Source organism: Persicimonas caeni, assembly GCF_006517175.1.
Taxonomy (GTDB): Bacteria; Myxococcota_A; Bradymonadia; order Bradymonadales; family Bradymonadaceae; genus Persicimonas; species Persicimonas caeni.
Window position 1 is genome coordinate 1,394,870 of record NZ_CP041186.1, and the last position, 20,121, is coordinate 1,414,990.

Here is a 20,121-nt window from a genome sequence, read left to right on the forward strand (position 1 = left end):
CTATGTCCGCGCCCCTGATTTTTGCGCTTCCCGGCCAGGAGAGCTTCGCCCGGGCCCTGAGCGAGCACCTCGACGCCCCCATGGGCGAGACCACGCTGCGCCGCTTCCCCGACGGCGAGACCTACGTACGCGTCGAAGAGGCGTGCAAAGGACGCGAGACGATCATCGTCTGCTCGCTCGACGGCCCCGACCGAAAGGTCCTGCCGCTCTTCTTCTTGGCCGACACCCTGCACGATCTGGGCGCCGAGCGCGTCGGGCTCGTCGCCCCGTACCTGGCCTACATGCGCCAGGACGTGCGCTTCCAGCCCGGCGAGGGCATCACATCGCGCTACTTTGCCAAAATGGCGAGCACGCACGTCGACTGGTTGGTGACCGTCGACCCGCACCTGCACCGCTACGACTCCCTCGACGAGATCTACGGGATCGACAGCAGAGTGGTGCACGCCGCGGAGCTGGTGGCCGCGTGGATTGGAGCGCATATCGAGCGTCCGCTCTTGATCGGACCGGATGTGGAGAGTGAGCAGTGGGTGGCCGACGTGGCCGGCAAGGCGGGCGCACCGTCGGTGGTGCTCGAGAAGGTGCGTCGCGGCGATCGCGACGTCGAGGTGTCGGTGCCCGAGGTCGAGCAGTGGCGCGAGCATACGCCGGTGCTCTTCGACGACATCATCAGCACGGGGCACACGATGATCGAGACGATCCGGCACCTGCGCGAGGCGGGCATGAAGCCGCCGGTGGTGGTGGGTGTGCACGGCATCTTGGCCGAAGACGCCGAGAAACGCCTCCTGGAGGCGGGCGCCGAGCGCATCGTGACGACCAACACGGTGGCCCACGAGACCAACCAGATCGATCTGAGCGGGCCTGTGGCCGCCGCGGTGCGCTCGGTGCTCGAGAGTTAATCAGCTCTCTTCGCTGGTTGCCTCATCTTTGGTCGCCTCATCATTGGCCGGCTTGTCGTCGGCCGACTTGTTGTACTTCATCGGGCAGGTGCCTGCGTTGACGCGCTCGACGTGCTGGCTCATGTGCTGCTGGAGCTTCTGAACCTGCGCCTCGTCTTTGGCCGTGAAGACGAGCTTCATGCCGTTGTCGACCTCTTCGGTGGTCACGGTCGACTGGGCCATCATGCCCTTCATCTTGCCGTGGCCCTTCATCTTGTTTTGGCCCTTCATCTGGCCCTGACCGTTCTTCTTGCCGTGCATCTTGCCATGGCCTTTCTTGCCGTGGCCCTTCATCTGGCCCTTTCCGTGCATCTGACCATGGTGGTTGGCCATCCACTCCACGCGCTCGCGCAGCTCGGCGACGTCGCCGGTGGTCGTGAAGACCATCGCCACGCCCCCTTCCATGTTCTCGGCGGTCACGCTGGTGCCTTCGACGGCCATCGGGCAGTGCGCCATCATGCCCTTCTTGCCTTTCTTGCCTTTCTTGCCGGCCATCTCGCCCTGGGCCTGCTCGTCGGCAGCCTGCGCGTCGGCTTCGGCGGTCTCAGCTTCGGCATCTTCGGCGTCGGCATCTTCCTTGGCGTCCTCGGTCTCGGTCTGGGCGGCCTTCTGAGTAGCGACCTGCTCGTCGTCCTTGGCAGCCTCCGAGCCCGAGCTACAGGCGGCGGTGGTCAGGACGAGCAACAACATCATCAACAGACTCTTCATCTTCATCATTTGTCTCCCGGTGGAGTTCATCAGTGTGTGACGGCCACTCCATAGCGGCCGCATCGGGTCGTTCGTGTCGTCCAACATGCACAATTTGTTGCATCCAAGCAACCATGCGAGGTGTTGACGACACTGGCGAGCGCCCCAGCTTTAGACATGACGCCCGTTCGGCTCGCTCGTGAGGTAGAAACCGGAGACAAGATTATGAAACAGGGCCTGATCACCGCCGTCGCGCTGCTCGTCGCAGGAGCGCTGTTCGCCCTCGCCTTTATCTACTCGGGCCTGTTTCCCATCGCCGCCAACGACGCCAACAGCGCCTTCAAGGAGTGGGTGTTCGGGACCACCATGGAGGAAGCCGTGGCCGACCGGGCCGACGAGGTCGAGGTGCCCGCCAACCTGGTCACCGACGAACGCGTCGCCAAAGGCGTGGCTCACTACGACTCGATGTGCGTGATGTGCCACGGCGCGCCGGGCAAGGAGCGGGCCACCTTCGCCGAGCACATGACTCCCGAGCCGCCCGAGATGACTCACGCCGCCGAAGAGTGGTCTGCCGCGGCGGTCTTCTGGATTACCAAGCATGGCATCGAAATGTCGGGGATGCCCGCCTGGGCGCCCGACCACTCCACCGAGGACCTGTGGAGTGTCGTCGCGGCGGTCAGTCAATTCCCCGAGATGTCGCCCGAGCGATACGCCGAGTTGGCCAAGCAGGGGGGGCACGACCAGCAAGCGCCCCAGGACCAGCCAACAGGCGGCGGACCGACCGACGAACCCCACCACGACGACGGCCACATGCACTCCCACTGAGCCCACGCCGCGCGCCAGAAAGATGCGCAACCCCTGTTGCCTCGATGGGCCTGCCCAGTTAGACTTGCTTTTGACGCCGCAAAGCGCGTTTACCCTGTCGGCCCGGCAGAGCGCTTCATGCGGCGAACGCAGCATACGCTTTGCGTCTCGAGCGGCATCATGGCTCAAAAATTCTTCACGCTCGCACCTCTCGACCGACTGCTCACGCGGCGGCTTCCCGACGAGTTGCGCAGCGCCGACACCATTGAGGCGCAACAGGCCAAGCTTCTTCTGTTCGCCTGCGCCGGCTCGGCCGTCCTCGGGCTGCTCTTCACGCTCATCTTCTGGTTCAGCGGCAACGAATGGCTCTGTGTGCCGACCCTGGTGGGCACCGTTGCCGTGCTCACGCCGCCGGTTGCGCTCCATCTGGGGTACTCGGTGGCCACCGCCGGGCACATCCTCGCCCTGCAAGCCTACCTGTCGCTGTGCGCCATGGTTGCCATCGCAGGCGGACTGCGCCCCGAGGCGTTGGTCTGGCTCTTCTGCCCGCCGGTCATCGCGATGATCTTCGCCGGCTACCGCGCAGGCGGAGCCTGGACGCTGTTGAGCATCGCCACGTGCTTCGGCTTCTACGGGATCGAGCAATATATCGCCGACTTTCCCGACATGCTCGACGAGAACTCGCCGGTCATCGCAGTGGGTGTGCCCGTCGCCGTCGTCTCGATCAACTCGCTACTCTACTTCCTGAACGCGCGCCTGCAGAAGTGGCTCGCCCGCTCACTCACCGAGGCCCAAAAAGAAGCCCTGGAGGCATCGCACCGGGGATTCCAGACACTGTTGGAGCGCTCCCCCGACGCGCTGTTGGTGCTTCGTGACGACGAGCCGATCTACGTCAATCCGGCGTTCGTCGAGCTGTCGGGCTATACGCTCGAGGAGCTGCGCAGGGTCGATCCCAACAAGATGATTCCCGCCGTCGAGCTCGAGCAGCGCCGACAACACGAAAAGGCGCTGTTGAGCGGCGACGCGGCCAGCGAGGTGCGCGAGGGCACGCGCATCCGAAGGGATGGCACCAAAATCGACGTGGAGACGCGCTCGTTCGTCGCACCGTTCGGCGACGAGCCCGCCGTCTTTGTCAACTTCCGCGACGTGACCGAGCGTAAGCACCTGCAAGCCAAGATGATGCAGATGGACCGCATGATCGCCGTGGGCACCCTGGCCGCCGGGGTCGCCCACGAGATCAATAACCCGCTGGCGTTCATGACCGGCAACGTCACGCTGCTGCTCAGCGAGCTCGAGCAAGGCGCGTTCGACAACTGGCAACCGCCGGCCGACAGCATGCTCGACCACGACGAGCTGCGCGAGGTGCTCGACGACGTCACCGAGGGGGCCGAGCGCATTCGCGCCATCGTGTCGAGCCTGCGGGCCTTTGCTCGCGAGCAGGAAGACGCGGACCTAGACGGCTCGGTCGACATCTTGGCGCTGCTCGACTCGTGCACCAAGATGGCCCAAAACGAGATCAAGCACCGCGCGCGCCTGGTCACCGATTTCGGCGAGGTGCCGGCCGTTCGCGGCGACAACTCTCAGTTGGGGCAAGTCTTTTTGAACCTCATCGTCAACGCCGCTCACGCGGTGCCGGCGGGTCATCACGACGACAACGAGATTCGCGTCAGCGTCACCAGCGAAGACGACACGGTCATCGTGCGGGTCTCCGACACCGGCACGGGCATCCCCGCGCATATCCAGTCGCATATCTTCGACCCCTTCTTCACCACCAAGGGGGAGCGCGACGGCATGGGCTTGGGCCTCTACATCACCCAGAATATCGTGCACGACCACGGCGGCGAGATCTGCTTTCAGACAGCGCAGGACAAGGGGACGACCTTCGAGGTGCGCCTGCCGAGCACCGAGTACGCGCCGGCCGACACCAGCCGCCCGCTACCCACCGTCGACTCGTCCACCAAGCTCGGCCACGCGCTGATCGTCGACGACGAGGAGAAGATCTTGCGCACCCTCGAGCGCGCCCTGTCTAACTTCGAGATTGACGCGACCTCGTCGGCCGCGACCGCCGTGGAGTGGCTGCGAGGCGGGCAGACCTACGACGTCATCTTGTGTGATCTGCTCATGCCCCAGATGTCGGGCATGGAGTTTTACGAGACGCTCGAAGCCGCCTTCCCGCACCTGGCCGAGCGGGTGGTCTTCATGTCGGGCGGCACGTTCACCAACGGCTCGCGTGAGTTCGTCGCCTCGTGCGGCCGCCCGCTGGTCGCCAAGCCTTTCGACATCGACAAGCTGCAAACGGTCTTGAGCGAGCAGGTCCGAGAGACCAAAGAGCGCCTCTCGGCTTAGTGTTAGAAGAGCCCGCGCCAGAGCATGCCGGCGGTGGTGGTGTAGCCGACGGCGGTGTGCTCGATTTTGCCCTCGTCATCGATGACGTACATGGTGGGATAGGCCGACACGTTATAAGCGCCCTTCACCCCGCGGTTGCCGAGCAAGACCGGGTACTCGACGTCGTGCTCGTCGATAAACTCTTGGATGGCGTCCCGGTTTTGGTAGTCGAGCACCACGCTGATGACGTTGACCCGGTCACCCAGCCACGACTTGACGCGCGAGACGTTGTCGGACTCGGCGCTGCACACCGTGCACCAGGGCGCCCAGAAGATCACGAAGGTCTTCTCGCCGCGGTAGTCACGCAGGCTGTGGCGCTCGCCGTCCATGTCGGTGAGCACGAACTCGGGCGCCGGCGCACCGGCGTCGACCAGCTCGCGCCCCTGCCACATCGTGATGGCGAAGAAGGCGAGCGCGAAGATCGTCAGGTCGACCGTCCATCGAAACCAACGCTTCTGGCGCATGCGCGCCCACCAGGTCAACTCGGAGGTCGCCTTTTCGGTCGGAGCGTCAGTGTCGGTCGATGTCTTGTTTTGTTCATTCATGGTCATGGAGCCGCCTCGGAAAATGCCTCGACTAACATCGTCGAGGTGATGACTTCCGGCAAGGGCTTTGCTTCGCCCGGCCGGTCCGGCGAATACATCAGGTAGAACGGTACGCCGGCCTTGCCGTATTCGGCCAATTTTTTGCGGATGCGCTCGTCGGGGTTGGTCCAGTCGGCTTTAAACATCGCCACGTCGTGCTCTGCGATGGCTTGTCGTACCGGCTCGGTGTCGATGGCGTTCTTCTCGTTGACCTTGCAGGTGAGACACCAGTCGGCGGTGAAGTCGACGAAGACCGGCCGGCCCTTGTCGAGCTCGGCGGCGACGGCCTCTTCGGTCCACGGCTTCCAGTCGATCGAGCCGGAGACCGCGCGTGGACGTTCGGCCGAGGCGTTGGCCTCCAACGGGAACGTATAGACGCCCGCGACGGCGATCGACGCCACGGCGGCGACCACGGCCAGGGCCTTGCGTTGCGTCCAAGTATTGAACTGCACGAGCCCCCACAGCCAAGCGGCCACGCCCAACACCGCCGAGAAGACGAGCATCATCGCCATGCCGTCGACGCCGGTCTGGCGGCCCAAGAGCCACACAATCCAGATGGCCGAGCCGAGCAGCGCGAAGCCCAAAAACTTCTTGAGGTGGTCCATCCAGTTGCCCGGCTTGGGCAAAAGCTTCGCCCAACCCGGTACCAGCGTCAGCGCCACCATCGGAGCGGCGAGTCCGAGCCCGAGGGCGGCGAAGACAGCCAGGATGGTCAGCGGGCTGCTCGCCAGCGCGAAGCCGACGGCGGTCCCCAGAAACGGCGCCGAGCACGGCGTCGCCAAGATCACCGCCAAGATGCCCTCCCAGAAGCTTCGCCGAACGCCGTCGGACTCCTGGGCCTTCTCGTGGACCTTCTGAGAGTTCAACGTCACCTCGAAGACGCCGAAGAGGTTGAGCGCGAAGAGCACCAGGATGACCACGAGCGCGGCCAAGAAGTGTGGCTGCTGGAACTGGAAGCCCCAACCGACCTGCGTTCCGGCTGCGCGAAGGCCGATGACCACGCCGCCAAGGGCGAGCAAGCTGCCGACGATGCCGCCGGTATAGGCCATGCCGTGGGAAATGATGCTACTCTTGCTCTCGTGCACGAGCTTGGTGAACGACGAGACCTTGAGCGCGAGCACCGGAAAGACGCACGGCATCAAGTTGAGGATCATCCCGCCCAAAAAGGCGAGCAGAAGCACCCACGGCAGGCTCATCGTGTCGGACGAGCCGCCAGAAGACGAGCCACCAGAAGACGAGGTGCTGGTAAGCGAGACAGCAACGGCGGCTTCCGAGTCATCCCACGTGGGGAGCGAGAGCTCTTCGACCGGCCCCCCCGGCTCGCCCAGGGGGAACTTGTCGCGAAGGTAGACCGGCAGGAGCGCCCCGTCGGAGTCCTCGAGTTGCAGCACACCCGACAACAGGTCGCGCGGCTCCTCGCCGCTGGCAGCGAGCTTGCCACGCAGACGGATCACCCATCCCTCGTGGGCCTCGGGGTGCTCGTCGATGGCGGTTACCTCGAAGTCCACCGCGGAGAACCGGTCGGCCATGACGGCGTGAGCGAGCTCGTCGAAGTTCGGCTCGAGCTCGCGACACTCCGAAGACTCCTCGTCGCATTCGACCAGCTCGATGATCGCCTCGAACTCGTCGTTGGGACGGATGGGGCGCTGCGAGTAATGAAACTGGGCGTCGAGACCGAGCTCGTTGGCTTTTCGCGGGACTCGTGCACCGTAGTGGCTGAGCGCGTCGAGCACCGGCGTCGAAGCCCGCACAGTGCGCTCACCGACCGGAATGGACCGGCTGAGCTGCGAGTGACCGGGCAAGCACAGGTTGCTGCAGGCGAGGTAGTCGACCTTCGCCGACACCTCGACGCTGCCCGCGGCGTCCTCGGCCACGGTCGCCTCGCTAAAGAGGATGACCTCGTCGCCGTAGCCGTAGATCGTAAACTCGCCGTCCGACTCGCTGAAAAGCTGCGGCGCCGCCCACTCGAGCGGCCCGAACTCGAGCGCGTCACTCTCCCACTCGATATGGGTGGGCACCCCGGCGTCGCCCGGGTTCTGCCAGTAGATATGCCAGTCGGTGTCGAGGTCGAAGGCCACGCCCACGGTGATGGTATCGCCGGGGGCGACCTGCTCGGCGTCGACAATCAGGCGCGACTCGACCCGCGCGTCGCCCTCGTGCACCGCGCCCTTTCCGATGGCGCTGTCGGGCACGTCGAACGAGGCGAAAGCGCTGGTGCTGGCGAGGAGTGTCGCCAGGACGATAGCCAAGAAGCTCGAGATCCGTGTCATAGTTTATCCGTTCATTTCGACAGGCAAGCCGGCGGCCTTCCATTCGGCGATGCCCTCGCGCATGCGGTGAGCATCGAAGCCGGCGTCGCGCAGGCGTTGGACGCTCTTGATGGCGGCCACGCAGTACGGCCCGCGGCAATAGGCGACGACCTCGCGGTCTTTGGGGAGTTCGTTCAGCCGCTTTTCGAGCTCGGCCGACGGCACGCTGCGGGCGTGAGGAATCCGGCCGGCCTCGAACTCTTCGGAGGGCCGAAGATCGACGAGGAAGACTTCACCGCGGCGAACTTTGTCGAGCAGTTCTTCGCCGACCAGGTCGGGCAATAGAGCCTCTTCGCTGGCGTGGGTGCGCATCGCCTCGCGCACTTCGGGGAGCGATTGCATCCCCATGTCGCGGAGGGCCAGCCACAACCGGAGCGCCGGCTCGCCGGCGAGTCCGTAAAAGACGCGCCGCCCCTCTTTGCGTCCTTCGACAAGCCGAGCCTGCTTGAGGACTTTGAGGTGCGCGCTCGTGTTGGCCACGCTCTGGCCGAGCTTGTCGGCCAAGTCGTCGACCGAGCGCTCCGTCTGGCACAGCAGGTTGAGGATGCGCAGGCGAGTGTCGTTCGACAGCGCCTGACCGACGCTGGCGAATTGCTGGTAGAGTTGTTCTGGGAGCTGCTCGAGACTCATGGGCCATCCGGGTTGACTGCGACCTTCAATCATTCAAACGATCAATTGAAAGTTATACATTCCCGAAGGTGAGGTCAAGAATGGGGGAGTGAATGAATGGGAACACAAAAAAGGCCCCTCCGATGCACACGGAGGGGCCTCAAAGCGCTACACCATCACGGCTCAGTGATTGTGTCCGGCGTGATCGTCTTCGGCCTTCTCGCCTTCAGCTTTCTCGCCGCCGGCCTTCTGCTTGAGCTTCATGTTGCACTCGGGGCAGACACCGTCGCCCTTCTCCATGCGGGCGTAGTGCACCGTGCCCATGTCGCAGAACCAAGCGCCTTCCGGAATCTGGGCCTTCTCGACGGGCGGGTCGAACGCTTTGCCCTCTTTGGGCACTTCGACCATCGCGACTTTGTCGCCTTCGGCCTCTTTCTCGTCGGCCTTGGCTTCGTCGGCCTTCTCGGCCGTCTCTTCTCCGGCTTCTTCTTCAGCCGCCTTTTCCTCGGTCTTCTCGGCGGCGGCCTCTTCGGCGCCCTCGGCGCTCGCCTCTTCCTTTTTGTCGCAGGCGACTGCGAACAGGGACAGGCTGAGCAGGACGACCAACATAGTCTTGAACTTCATCATGGGTACTCCAGGTGGATAGGGGTCTAGGGTTTAGGGGTCTAGGGTTTAGGGGTTTAGGGTGAAGGTTAGTGCTTCATGCCACTATACGTAAGTTTTTTGCGGCGCAAATCCCAGCGCTTCATCATGTCGAAGATGACCGGGATGACGAAGAGCACCAGGATCACGCTCGAGACCATGCCGCCGACCATCGGCACCGCGATGGGCTTCATGACGTCGGAGCCGGTGCCCGTCGCCCACAACAGGGGCGTCAGGCCGATGAGCGTGGTCGCCGCGGTCATCAACTTGGGGCGAAGCCGCAGGGCAGCCCCGTCGACGGCGGCCTGGTGGACGTCGCTCGCATCGATGAACTCGGCGACGCGCTCGCCACTTGCATCTTCGGCGTCGATGCCCGCCGCGGCCAGCTTGGCTTCGATACGCTCGTCGAGGGCTTCATGCAAGTAGACGAGCATCACCACGCCGGTCTCGACGGCGACGCCGAACAGCGCGATGAATCCAACCCACACAGCGACCGAAAAGTTGAAATCCATGAAGTAGAGCAACCAGACGCCGCCCACCAGGGCGAATGGAACCGACAGCATGACCACCAACGACTCCCCAACATTCCTGAAGGTGACGTAGAGGAGCATGAAAATGATCAGAATCGCCATCGGGATGAGCAACGAAAGCCGCTCGTTGGCGCGCTTTTGGTTCTCGTACTGACCGCTCCATGTGTAGCTGTAGCCCGGCGGGACCTCGAGGTTCTCCTCGAGCTTCTTTTCGGCCTCTTGGATGAAGCCGCCCATGTCACGGCCGCGCACGTTGAGCAGCACCACACTCCTGAGGTCGCCGTTCTCGGAGTTGATCATCGGCGGGCCCTCCTCGAAGCGAATATCGGCGACCTGGCCCAGCGGGATTTGCTCGCCGGAGCTCGTCGAGACGAGCACGTCGTGGATCTTGTCGATGGAGTCGCGATAGTCGCGTGCGTATCTGACCCGCACGGGGAAGCGGCTTCGCCCCTCGACGGCGGTCGTGGTGGGCATCCCGCCGATGGCGACCTCGATGACCTGGTTGACGTCCTCGACGGTCATGCCGTAGCGGGCGATGGCCTCACGATTGGGCGTGATATTCAGGTAGTGGCCTCCGGTGACGCGCTCGGCGTACAGGTCGCTGGCGCCAGGCACGTCGCGCAGCAACTGCTCGGCCTCGAGCGCCAGATCTCCCAGCTTCTCGAGGTCGGGGCCGAAGAATTTCACGCCGATATCGGTGCGGATACCCGTGGCCAGCATGTTGATTCGGTTGATGATCGGCTGGGTCCAGCCGTTCGACAGGCCGGGAATCTGCAGCTTGGCGTCGAGCTCGGAGATGATGTCGTTTTTGGTGATGCCGGGACGCCACTCGTCCTGCGGTTTGAGGAGCACGATCGTCTCGATCATCGCCACCGGCGCCGGGTCGGTGGCCGTCTCGGCGCGGCCGACCTTACCGAGCACGTAGCTCACCTCGGGGTGCTCGGCGATGATCTTGTCGGTGACCTGCAGCAAGCGCTTGGCCTCGGTGACGCTGACGTTGGGAAGCGTCACCGGCATATACAAAATGCTCCCCTCGTCGAGCGACGGCATGAACTCGCTGCCGATCTTTTGAACGACCGTCTCGGGCTCACCGTCTCCGTTGGTGTCCCACTCGAGCCCGGTCATCAGCGGCACCGTGGCGCCTACGAGGCCCACGGCGAGCAACAGCGTGATGACCGGATGGCGAAGCACGAGGCGCAGAAACGGCGTGTAGATCGACACGAAGAACTTCGAGATCGGGTTTTGCTCCTCGGGGCGAAGCTTGCCCTTGAGGAAGATGATCAAGAGCACCGGCACCAGCGTAATCGCCAGCACGCTCGCCCCGATCATCGTCAGCGTCTTCGTCCACGCCAGCGGCGTGAAGAGCTTGCCCTCTTGGCCCGTGAGCAAGAAGACGGGCACGAAGCTCGTGATGATGATGAGCATCGAGAAGAAGAGCGCCGGGCCGACCTGCCTGCACGCCTCTTTGATGATGCGCTTTCGCTCCTCCTCGCTCGGCGGGTCGTCGTCGGGTCTCTCGGCGAGCTTTCGGTACGAGTTCTCGACCATGACGATGGAGGCGTCGACGATGACGCCCACCGCGATGGCGATGCCGCCCAGGCTCATGATATTCGACGTGATTCCCATCTGCTTCATGAAGATGAAGCCGATGAGCACCGCCACCGGAAGCGTGAGCACGACGACGAGTGAGCTTCGGATATGAAACAAGAAGAGCAAGATGATCAGGCTGACCACGATCGCCTCCTCGGTGAGGCTGTGGGTGAGCGTGTCGACACTCTTCATGATCAGCTTGCTGCGGTCGTAGGCCGGCTCGATGGTCACGCCCGCCGGTAAGCCGGGCTCGATCTCGTCGATCTTCTTTTTGACGCGATCGATGACCTCTTTGGCGTTCTCGCCGTAGCGCATGGCCACGACGCCGCCGACGACCTCGCCTTCGCCGTTCTCGTCGAGCATACCGCGGCGAATTTCGGTGCCGAGCTGCACGAACCCGAGCTGCTCGATGGTCACGGGCACGCCGTCCTTACTCGTCTTGACGACGACCTGCTCGATATCCTCGACGTCCTTGAAGTAGCCCTGGCCGCGCACGAAGTACTCGATATCGGAGTGCTCCAAGATCTTGCCGCCGGTATCGCGGTTCGACGCTTTGACGGCGCGCGCGACCTGGCCGACGCTGACCCCGTACGCCTCGAGCTTGGTGGGGTCGAGCTCGACCTGATACTCCTTGACGAACCCGCCGATCGACGCCACCTCGGCGACGCCCTCGACCGACTGCAGCTTGTAGCGGATATAGTAGTCCTGCAGCTCGCGCAGCTTGGCGAGGTCCTGCGGGTTCTCTTCACTCGTGCGCAGCACGTACCAGTAGACGTGGCCCACACCGGTGCCGTCGGGTCCCAGCGTCGGCGTGACCCCCTCGGGAAGCTCGCTCTGAGCGTAATTGAGCTTCTCGAGCACTCGGCTTCGGGCCCAGTAGATCTCGGCATCCTCGTCGAAGATGACGTAGACCAGACTAAAGCCAAAAAAGCTCGTCGCCCGGATCGCCTTGACCTTGGGGATGCCCTGCAGGTTCGCCGACAGGGGGTAGGTGATCTGGTCCTCGATGACCTGCGGTCCACGCCCGGACCACTCGGTATAGACGATCACCTGGTTCTCGGAGAGGTCGGGAATCGCGTCGAGCGGGGTGTTCTGAATCGACCACACTCCGACGCCGATGGCGATCAACGTAGCGATGATCACCATCAATGGATTTTCGACGCACCAGTCAATGATTCTTCGGATCATAACAACAGTCCTCGTTCTTGAGGTTCACCACGGAGAGCACAGTGAGCACGGGGCACTACTTTTCCTTTGTCGTGTTTTTCCCCGTGTCCCCTGTGCCCTCCGTGGTGCCTTCACCGGCGTCGGCCTTCTGCTTGAGGAACATCCCGCAGACGGGGCATTCACCGTCGCCCTTCTCGTGCTGGATCCAGTGCGAGGTGCCCATATCGCAGTACCACATGCCGTCGGGTACGGCCGCGGACGGCACCGGCGGGTCGAACTTCTTGCCTTCTTTGGGCACGTCCTCCGGCGCGAGCTCTTCGACCTCCTCTCCGCCGCCTCCATGCTTCCCGTGGTGCGACTCACTGCCGCCGAACGAGTTGAGCTGGACCTCCGAGTCGAGCAAAAAGCCGCCCTGATACGCGACCGTTTCGCCGGCTTTGACGCCCGATTTGATCACCAGATAGTCGTCGGTGGCGCGGCCGAGCTCGACCTCGCGCCGCTCGAAGACGTTGTCGTCGACCTCGACGTAGACGCTGCTCGACTTTCCACCGCGGATGACCGCCGACTTGGGCACGACGAGTTCGTCGGCCTCGCTGTCGGCGTCGTCCTTCTTGAAGAACACCGACGCGTACATGCCCGGCTTGAGCCGCTCGTCGTCGTTGTCCAGCTCGATGCGCACTTTGACCGTACGCGTCTCCGACTCGAGCGTCGGGTGGATAAAGGTGACTTCACCTTCGAGCGACTCGCCGGCGAACGCCTCGGCGGTCACGCGCACTTTCATCCCCTCTTTGACCTCCTCGAGGTGATGCTCGTAGACATCTGCCTCGACCCAGACCGTCGACAAGTCGGCGATCTCGTACAACGGCGTCCCCTCCTTGACGTACTGGCCCTGGCGGACCTCCAGGGAGGTAATCGTGCCGGCGTTGGGGGCGAACATGGTCACGTACTCGCGCGGCTTTCCGGCCTTCTCGAGCTGCGCAATCTGGCGCTCACTCATGCCCAACAGCTTGAGCCTGCGTCGGGCCGAGGTGATCAGCGTCTTGTCGAACTCGGTGTTGTCGAGCGCGACCAGAAACTCCTCCTGGGCGGTCAGAAGCTCGGGCGAGTAAATCTTGATGACAGGCTGGCCGCGTCGAACCGTCGCGCCGGTCTCTTCGACCAACAGCCGTTCGATACGCCCGTTGACCCAGCTCGGGATCGTCGCCAGCCCCGTCTCGTCGTAGGTGACGATGCCCACGGCGCGAATCTCGCTCTTGGCGTCTTTCGCCTCGACCTCGGTCACCTGCACATTGGCCAACACACGCTGCGTCGGGCTCAGCGAGACCTTGCCCATCGCGGCGAGTTCTTGGGGGTCCATGCCCCCGCCACTCTTCTTCTTTTTGATGAGATCCATCTGGCAGACCGGACACGCGCCCGGCGTGTCCGAGACGACCGAGGGGTGCATCGGACACGTATAGTACGTCCCCGACTCCTCGCCTCCGGCCGACTCGGCCTTCTTGTCGTGATCGTGATCGTGATCGTGATCGGACGAGCTACTCGACGCCGCCACGCCCGGAATCCCCCACACCGAAGCAACCAGCAACGTCATTCCCGCGCCGGCTGCCAACGCCAGCAAAACCAATACAGCTATCTTCTTCGAATTCATCGTTCGTCTCCTTCGGCCGCGTCCTCTTCGGGCTCGTCTTCATCGGCCTCATCTTCGTCGGCCTGCTCCTCATCCGCCTCTTCTTGTTCCGACGCCTCGAGCTTCGTCGACGGTGTCGGGACTTCTCCGATCAACGCCAAGATCAGCGCGCGATGCTCGCGAATGCTCGCCCGCAATTCGGCGAGCTTCGCCTCCAGCTCCACGAGACGCTGCTCGGACTGCAACCAGTCTTCGTAATCGGCGCGACCGGCCTGGAAGCCGGCCAGAGCAGCGCGCCGGGCTTGGCGCGCCTGAGGGATGAGTTCGTCTTTGTAGTAGGCAACGTGGCGGTGCAGGTGGTGCAGGTCGGCCAGGTGGCCGGCGATCTCGCCGCGAAGCTCCAGGCGAAACGCATCGATGGCCGCCTCGAGCGAGACCACCCGCGCCTGGGCGACGTCTTCGGCCGCCTCGGCGCGCTCACCCGACCAAAAGGGCAAGCTCGACGAGACTCCGAGCGTCACGAGGTCGGTGCCCTCGTCCATGCCGCTGTCTTGCTCGGCGCGAAATCGCCAGGCGCCAAAGACCTGCAAGTCGGGGTATTTCGCCCACTCGGCTGCCCGCGCGCCGGCCATCGCCGCCTCCTTTTGGCGCTCGAGCGCATCGACGATGGGCCGATTCTGCATGCCTCGCTCGACGAGCGCATCGAGGTTGTCGAGCGGCTTGCCCGTCATCTGCTGCATCGCATCGTCGCCGGTCTCATCGGGCGGATTGACCGAACTTCCGGCGGGGCGATTGAGCAATGCGTTGAGCCTCGCGACCTTCTCGGGGCGCTGGTGCATCAGCAAAAAGATGCGGTCGTCGATGCTCAACAGCTGCAGGCGTACGCGCTCGACCTGCGACACACTCGCCTTTCCCGTCGGAATCCGCGCCCGAAGCAGCCTCAAGAACTCGCGCACCGGAGGCTTGAGCTTCTCGAGGGCGTCGATGGTGCGGTCGATGCGGTAGATTTGGTAGTAAAGCCCGGCGGCTCGAATCACCAAGTCGACCTGCTGCTCGTCGACCAGCGGCTCGCGCGCGTCGGCCTCGGCGACCACTTGCTCGCGCAACGCGGTCAGCTCTCCTGGCCACCACAGCGGCTGAGAGACGCCAATCTGGATGCCCGACATCGGCGTCTGCGCCAGGGTCAGGTCGTTCCACGGGATATTCGAGAAGCTCAGCTCGACCCGCGGGTCGGGCTTCAAGCCCACCCCGCGCAGACGACTCTCCTCGATGGCGACTTCGGCGCGCCGGCGCGTCACCGCCGGGTGCTCGTCGAGCCCTTCGACGATGAGCTCGGCGAACGGCGTGGTCGGCCCCTCGTCGGACATCATCCCTTTGACGTTCGGCGGAGCCTCAATGGACTCTTCGGCCGATGACTCGGACTCTTTCTTGGCCTCTTCGGCGCTCTTCTCGGCCTTGTCGGACGCCTCTTGCGCACTCGCCGAGGTGGCGGAGACACACAAGGCTCCGAAGAGGCAGAGAACCCCGATTTTTCGCGATAACATGTTCTTCTCCAAATCCGATTCGAGTCGACATTACGTCGAACGAAAGCGCACCCACGTTCGGGTCAACGCTCGTCACACGCACACAGCTCGCTTCATGCAAGCAGAGTGGTGCGTCTCAAATCAGAAATGTCTGATGGAGAAGAAAGAGAGGGGGGGAATGTGGGGGAATGGGCGCCAGAGGCGACGAAACGACGCCGGGCGCACGCGGCTGGGGCAGCCGCAACTGCAAATGGTCTTGCGCGGCGAGGGCCGGCGCAAATGAGATCGTCGAGTTCGAAAGCGCCAGCACGTTGCCGGCCGGTGTGTTGTTGTCAGGCGCGATGTGGCACGTGCAGCCATGGTCTTGGCACACGTCGTGACAGTCCGACTCGGACTGCGCCTTCTGATGGTGAGACTGGCCCTTCTGGACCATGTCGCCACCCGACGCATCGCAACAACACGACTTCTTCTGGCTGGCAGCGAACGCCTCGCTGCCGAGCGCACCGACGCCTCCCACCAAGACGGTGAAGACGATGGCGACCAGAGTGGCGGCGAGCCACAGTCGCTGTCGGATGTCGGCCAGATGAGTCATGGGTTCCAAGAACGTATCGACGAAACTCTCGATTACAACCGACTATTACCGTGCACGGATTCTTCGCCGATTGCAAGTTGAGGGTCATTCCCCCCCGCCGCGAACGTCGAATCACTGCACCTCGACACACATTTGAAGCACGCGCCAGCCGCCCGGCACCGTCTCGCCGGTGTCGTTCGGCCACACCTCGATGTCGTTTCGCATGTTACGCGTGTAGATCACGTCGTAGACACCTGCCGGCATGATCGTCGAGTAGGCATCCGGGTCGGCGGGCACGTACGACTGCTGATTCGTGTCCCAGCTAAACGCAATCTCGTACAACGCGTGCATCTTTCCGGAGTCTTGCTCGCGCAGCCAGAAATACAGCGGGCTCGAATCGTCGACCGTCGGCGGGAACGCCCCGCCGTCGACGGTGATCGTGCCGCTCGGCGTCGCCGTGGCGATATCGATATCGAGCGTCTTCGCGCCCGGCCCGACCACCACGTCCTCCTGGAGAACACGCCAGCCTCCCGGCACCGTCTCGCCGGTGTCATTGGGCCACACCTCCACGTCGTTTCGCATGTTGCGCGTATAGATCACGTCGTAGGTGCCTGCGGGCATGATCGTCGAGTAGGTGTCGGGGTCCGCGGGCACGTACGCCTGCTGATTCGTGTCCCAACTGAACGCGATCTCGTACAGCGCGTGCATCTTTCCCGAGTCCTGCTCACGCAGCCAGAAGTACAGCGGGCTCGAGTCATCGACTGTGGAGGGAAACGCCGCACTATCGACCGTGATCGTCCCGCTGACCGTCGCTGTGGGAATGTCGATGTCGAGCGTCTTCGCCCCCGGACCGACCACCACGTTCTCCTGGAGCACGCGCCAACCTCCCGGCACCGTCTCGCCGGTGTCGTTGGGCCACACCTCCACGTCGTTTCGCATATTGCGCGAGAAGACGACGTCATAGGTACCTGCCGGCATGATCGTAGAATACGTGTCCGCATCGGCAGGTACGTACGACTGCTGATTCGTGTCCCAACTGAACGCGATCTCGTACAGCGCGTGCATCTTTCCGGAATCCTGCTCGCGCAACCAGAAGTACAGCGGACTGGAGTCATCGACCGTCGACGGGAACGTCCCTCCGTCGACCGTGATCGTCCCGCTGACCGTCGCCGTCGGAATGTCGATATCGAGCGTCTTCGCCCCCGGACCGACCACCACGTCCTCCTGGAGCACGCGCCAGCCCCCTGGGACCGTCTCGCCGGTGTCGTTCGGCCACACCTCCACGTCATTTCGCATATTCCGGCTGTAGATCACGTCGTAGGTGCCTGCGGGCATGATCGTCGAGTAGGTGTCCGAGTCTGCCGGCACGTACGCCTGCTGATTCGTGTCCCAACTGAACGCAATTTCGTACAGCGCGTGCATCTTTCCGGAGTCCTGCTCGCGCAGCCAGACGTACAGCGGGCTCGAATCGTCCACCGTCGACGGGAACGTCCCGCCGTCGACCGTGATCGTCCCGCTGACCGTCGCCGTCGCGATGTCGATATCGAGCGTCTTCGCCCCCGGCCCGACCACCACGTCCTCCTGGAGCACGCGCCAGCCTCCCGGCACCGTCTCGCCGGTGTCGTTAGGCCACACCTCCACGTCGTTTCGCATGTTGCGCGAGAAGATCACGTCATAGGTCCCCGCCGGCATGATCGTCGAGTAGGTATCCGGGTCCGCAGGCACGTACGCCTGCTGATTCGTGTCCCAACTGAACGCGATCTCGTACAGCGCGTGCATCTTTCCGGAATCCTGCTCGCGCAGCCAGAAGTACAGGGGACTCGAATCATCCACCGTCGACGGGAACGTCCCGCCGTCGACCGTGATCGTTCCGCTGACCGTCGCCGTGGCGATGTCGATGTCGAGTCCGTTGGGGCCGGCGCCGATCACCACATCATTTTGAAGCACGCGCCAGCCGCCCGGCACCGTCTCGCCGGTGTCATTGGGCCACACCTCCACGTCGTTTCGCATATTGCGCGAGAAGACGACGTCGTAGACCCCCGCCGGCATGATCGTCGAGTAGGTGTCCGCATCGGCAGGCACGTACGACTGCTGATTCGTGTCCCAGCTGAACGCGATCTCGTACAACGCGTGCATCTTTCCGGAGTCCTGCTCACGCAGCCAGAAGTACAGGGGACTCGAGTCATCCACCGTCGACGGGAACGTCCCACCGTCGACCGTGATCGTTCCGCTGACCGTCGCCGTGGCGATATCGATCGTCGAGCCGAGCGGCGTCGTCGACGTGCACGAAGCCAGGCCGGAGCAATCGCCGGTGATCGTGCCGGCGCACAAACCGTTCGCGTCGCACACGTCCCCACTCGTGCAGGCGATGCCGTCGTTGCAGAAGGTGCCCACCGGCTCGGTGATCAGCGTGAAACTTTGCGACTGCTCGTCGCACTCGTAATGCGAGCAAGGACCGGTCGACGTCTGCGGCGCCTGCGGCACGTTGCTCACCACACACCCGTCCGCGTCGGCGTCGGCGTCGCCCGGGGCGCAGGTCTCGGCGCCGTTGCACCACAGCGTATCGTCGCACACCGTGTCGTCCGGCGAGTGGCTGGCCACGCCGGCCGAGCAGGTGTCGGCGGTGCAGGCGACGCCGTCGTCCGGAACCAAGGTGTCGTCGTTCGTGTATTGGCAGCCGGCCACCGGATCGCACGCGTTGGTCGTGCAGGGGTTTCCGTCGTCGCAGGTCACCGCCGCTCCGCCCACGCACTGCCCGCTCTGACACGACTCGCCGCTCAGGCACACACTCGTGCTGCACGACGAGCCATCGGGCTCATCGGAGTAGGTGCACTGCCCGTTGACCAGCGTGTCGACCGTGCAGGGGTTCCCGTCGTCGCAGTCGGGGGTGTAGCACTCGTAGCCCATCGAGGTCGAAGTTATTCGGCACGCCTGGTTCTGCGCGGCGCACGGGTCGGGCAGGCACGGGTCCTGGGTGCAATTGCCCACGCCGTCGTCGTGGTAGCCCGGGTCGCACGAGCACACATAGCCGCTGGTCGTCGACGAACTCTGGGCGCACTGCGTCTTGTTCGGGTCGCCGCACGGGTTGGGCAAGCACGGGTTCTGGGTGCAGCCGCCCTGCCCGTCGTCGTGATAGCCGTTCGCCGTGTCGCACGCGTCGCACACGTCGCCGTCCCACCCGGCATCGCAGCTACACTGGACCACACCCGTCGAATCGTCACAGGTGCCGTTTCCGGAGCAGCTATTCGCCTGGCAGGTCTCGTCTTCGACACACTGGCCGCCATCGAGGTGGTAGCCGGGATCGCATTCGCACGTGTAGCTGTCCTGCTGCGCCACACAACTCGTTCGGTTGGCCTCCGTGCACGGATTGGGCAGGCAGGGGTCCTGGGTGCAGCCGCCCTGCCCGTCGTCGTGATAGCCATTCGCCGCATCGCAGCTATTGCAGAAGTCACCCGCCCAGCCGGCGTCGCAAGCACACTCGACGATCCCGCCGTCGTCGGAGCAGGTACCGCTCCCGTTGCACGAGTTCGGCCCGCAGGTGGTGTCGGGCACGCACTCGCCGCCTTCCTCGTGGGTGCCGGCGATGCAGACGCACACCGCGTCGGCGCCGTCTGCCACACACTCCTCGTTCTCGCCCTGGCACGGATTCGGCTCGCACGGGCGCAACACGCAATTGCCCTGGCCGTCGTCACGATAGCCCGCCGCCTCGTCACACGACTCGCATCGCTCACCGGCATAGCCCTCCTCACACGCGCAGCTCGGCCCGCCCCCCTCCTCCGAGCACGTGCCGTGGTCGTTGCAGGTATCCGGCAAGCAGCCGTTCTCGGACAAGCACTCCCCGTCGACGTTGACGTAGCCCTCGTCGCATTGACACACATAGCCCGCACCGCTCTCGACGCAGGCCGTGCGGTTTTCGTCGGTGCACGGGTTCGGCGCACATGCTTGCATGTCGGCGTCGCCGGTATCCGGCGAGGCGTCGAAGCTCGCGTCGGCCAAGCCGGTGTCGACGGCGTTTCCACCGGTCTCATCACACGCAGCGAGGCCGACGAGGCAGATGACGGAAAACAGGACGGCGATCAGCCGAAAGTGGCGTGACATCGTTAGACTCCAAAAACGGAAGGTGCTCGCAGCTAATGGCCGCAGAGTATTGTTTTTGGAGTC

At 64.0% G+C, this 20,121-nt stretch carries 13 protein-coding genes; 3 read left to right on the top strand and 10 right to left on the bottom strand.

Annotated features, from left to right (window positions below; translation table 11 throughout):
* Nucleotides 1–2: 2 nt before the first annotated feature.
* On the top strand, nucleotides 3–896 hold the full coding sequence (locus tag FIV42_RS05140) for a ribose-phosphate pyrophosphokinase (RefSeq protein ID WP_141196635.1): 894 nt from the start codon (nucleotides 3–5) through the stop codon (nucleotides 894–896).
* Here the strand turns inward: FIV42_RS05140 and FIV42_RS05145 are convergent, their stop codons facing one another.
* Nucleotides 897–1,649 carry a hypothetical protein gene (locus FIV42_RS05145; protein ID WP_141196636.1) on the bottom strand — a complete coding sequence of 251 codons (753 nt, stop codon included), beginning with the start codon at nucleotides 1,647–1,649 and terminating at the stop codon, nucleotides 897–899. It lies immediately after the preceding gene.
* A 198-nt stretch (nucleotides 1,650–1,847) separates the two neighbouring features.
* On the opposite strand from FIV42_RS05145, the gene FIV42_RS05150 reads away from it, so the two are divergent.
* Nucleotides 1,848–2,447 (top strand): c-type cytochrome, encoded by a 600-nt coding sequence (locus FIV42_RS05150; RefSeq protein ID WP_168210425.1) that lies wholly within the window; start codon nucleotides 1,848–1,850, stop codon nucleotides 2,445–2,447.
* Nucleotides 2,448–2,606: 159 nt separating this feature from the next.
* Nucleotides 2,607–4,772, top strand: a complete 2,166-nt coding sequence (locus tag FIV42_RS05155) for a hybrid sensor histidine kinase/response regulator (RefSeq protein WP_168210426.1) — start codon at nucleotides 2,607–2,609, stop codon at nucleotides 4,770–4,772.
* A gap of 2 nt (nucleotides 4,773–4,774) precedes the next feature.
* Here FIV42_RS05155 and FIV42_RS05160 read toward each other — a convergent pair whose 3' ends face one another.
* From FIV42_RS05160 to FIV42_RS05200, 9 genes are all read right to left on the bottom strand, one after another.
* Nucleotides 4,775–5,362: a TlpA family protein disulfide reductase gene (locus tag FIV42_RS05160; RefSeq protein ID WP_141196639.1), complete on the bottom strand. Its 588-nt coding sequence runs from the start codon at nucleotides 5,360–5,362 to the stop codon at nucleotides 4,775–4,777.
* Nucleotides 5,359–7,665, bottom strand: a complete 2,307-nt coding sequence (locus FIV42_RS05165) for a protein-disulfide reductase DsbD family protein (RefSeq protein ID WP_141196640.1) — start codon at nucleotides 7,663–7,665, stop codon at nucleotides 5,359–5,361. The genes FIV42_RS05160 and FIV42_RS05165 overlap by 4 nt, the downstream gene beginning before the upstream one ends.
* A gap of 3 nt (nucleotides 7,666–7,668) precedes the next feature.
* Entirely contained in the window at nucleotides 7,669–8,334 is a 666-nt protein-coding gene (locus FIV42_RS05170; protein WP_141196641.1) for an ArsR/SmtB family transcription factor, read from the bottom strand.
* A gap of 162 nt (nucleotides 8,335–8,496) precedes the next feature.
* Nucleotides 8,497–8,937: a hypothetical protein gene (locus tag FIV42_RS05175; protein WP_141196642.1), complete on the bottom strand. Its 441-nt coding sequence runs from the start codon at nucleotides 8,935–8,937 to the stop codon at nucleotides 8,497–8,499.
* A 68-nt stretch (nucleotides 8,938–9,005) separates the two neighbouring features.
* Nucleotides 9,006–12,263, bottom strand: coding sequence for an efflux RND transporter permease subunit (locus FIV42_RS05180; RefSeq protein WP_141196643.1), 3,258 nt, complete (start codon nucleotides 12,261–12,263; stop codon nucleotides 9,006–9,008).
* Between the two features lie 55 nt (nucleotides 12,264–12,318).
* The gene (locus tag FIV42_RS05185; RefSeq protein ID WP_141196644.1) at nucleotides 12,319–13,887 is read right to left on the bottom strand and encodes an efflux RND transporter periplasmic adaptor subunit; all 1,569 of its coding nucleotides are present in this window, start codon (nucleotides 13,885–13,887) and stop codon (nucleotides 12,319–12,321) included.
* The gene (locus FIV42_RS05190; RefSeq protein WP_141196645.1) at nucleotides 13,884–15,410 is read right to left on the bottom strand and encodes a TolC family protein; all 1,527 of its coding nucleotides are present in this window, start codon (nucleotides 15,408–15,410) and stop codon (nucleotides 13,884–13,886) included. Before FIV42_RS05190 ends, FIV42_RS05185 begins: the two co-directional genes overlap by 4 nt.
* A gap of 115 nt (nucleotides 15,411–15,525) precedes the next feature.
* Nucleotides 15,526–15,990, bottom strand: a complete 465-nt coding sequence (locus FIV42_RS05195) for a hypothetical protein (protein ID WP_141196646.1) — start codon at nucleotides 15,988–15,990, stop codon at nucleotides 15,526–15,528.
* 102 nt (nucleotides 15,991–16,092) lie between these two features.
* Nucleotides 16,093–20,058: a calcium-binding EGF-like domain-containing protein gene (locus FIV42_RS05200; RefSeq protein WP_141196647.1), complete on the bottom strand. Its 3,966-nt coding sequence runs from the start codon at nucleotides 20,056–20,058 to the stop codon at nucleotides 16,093–16,095.
* Between the last annotated feature and the right edge of the window lie 63 nt (nucleotides 20,059–20,121).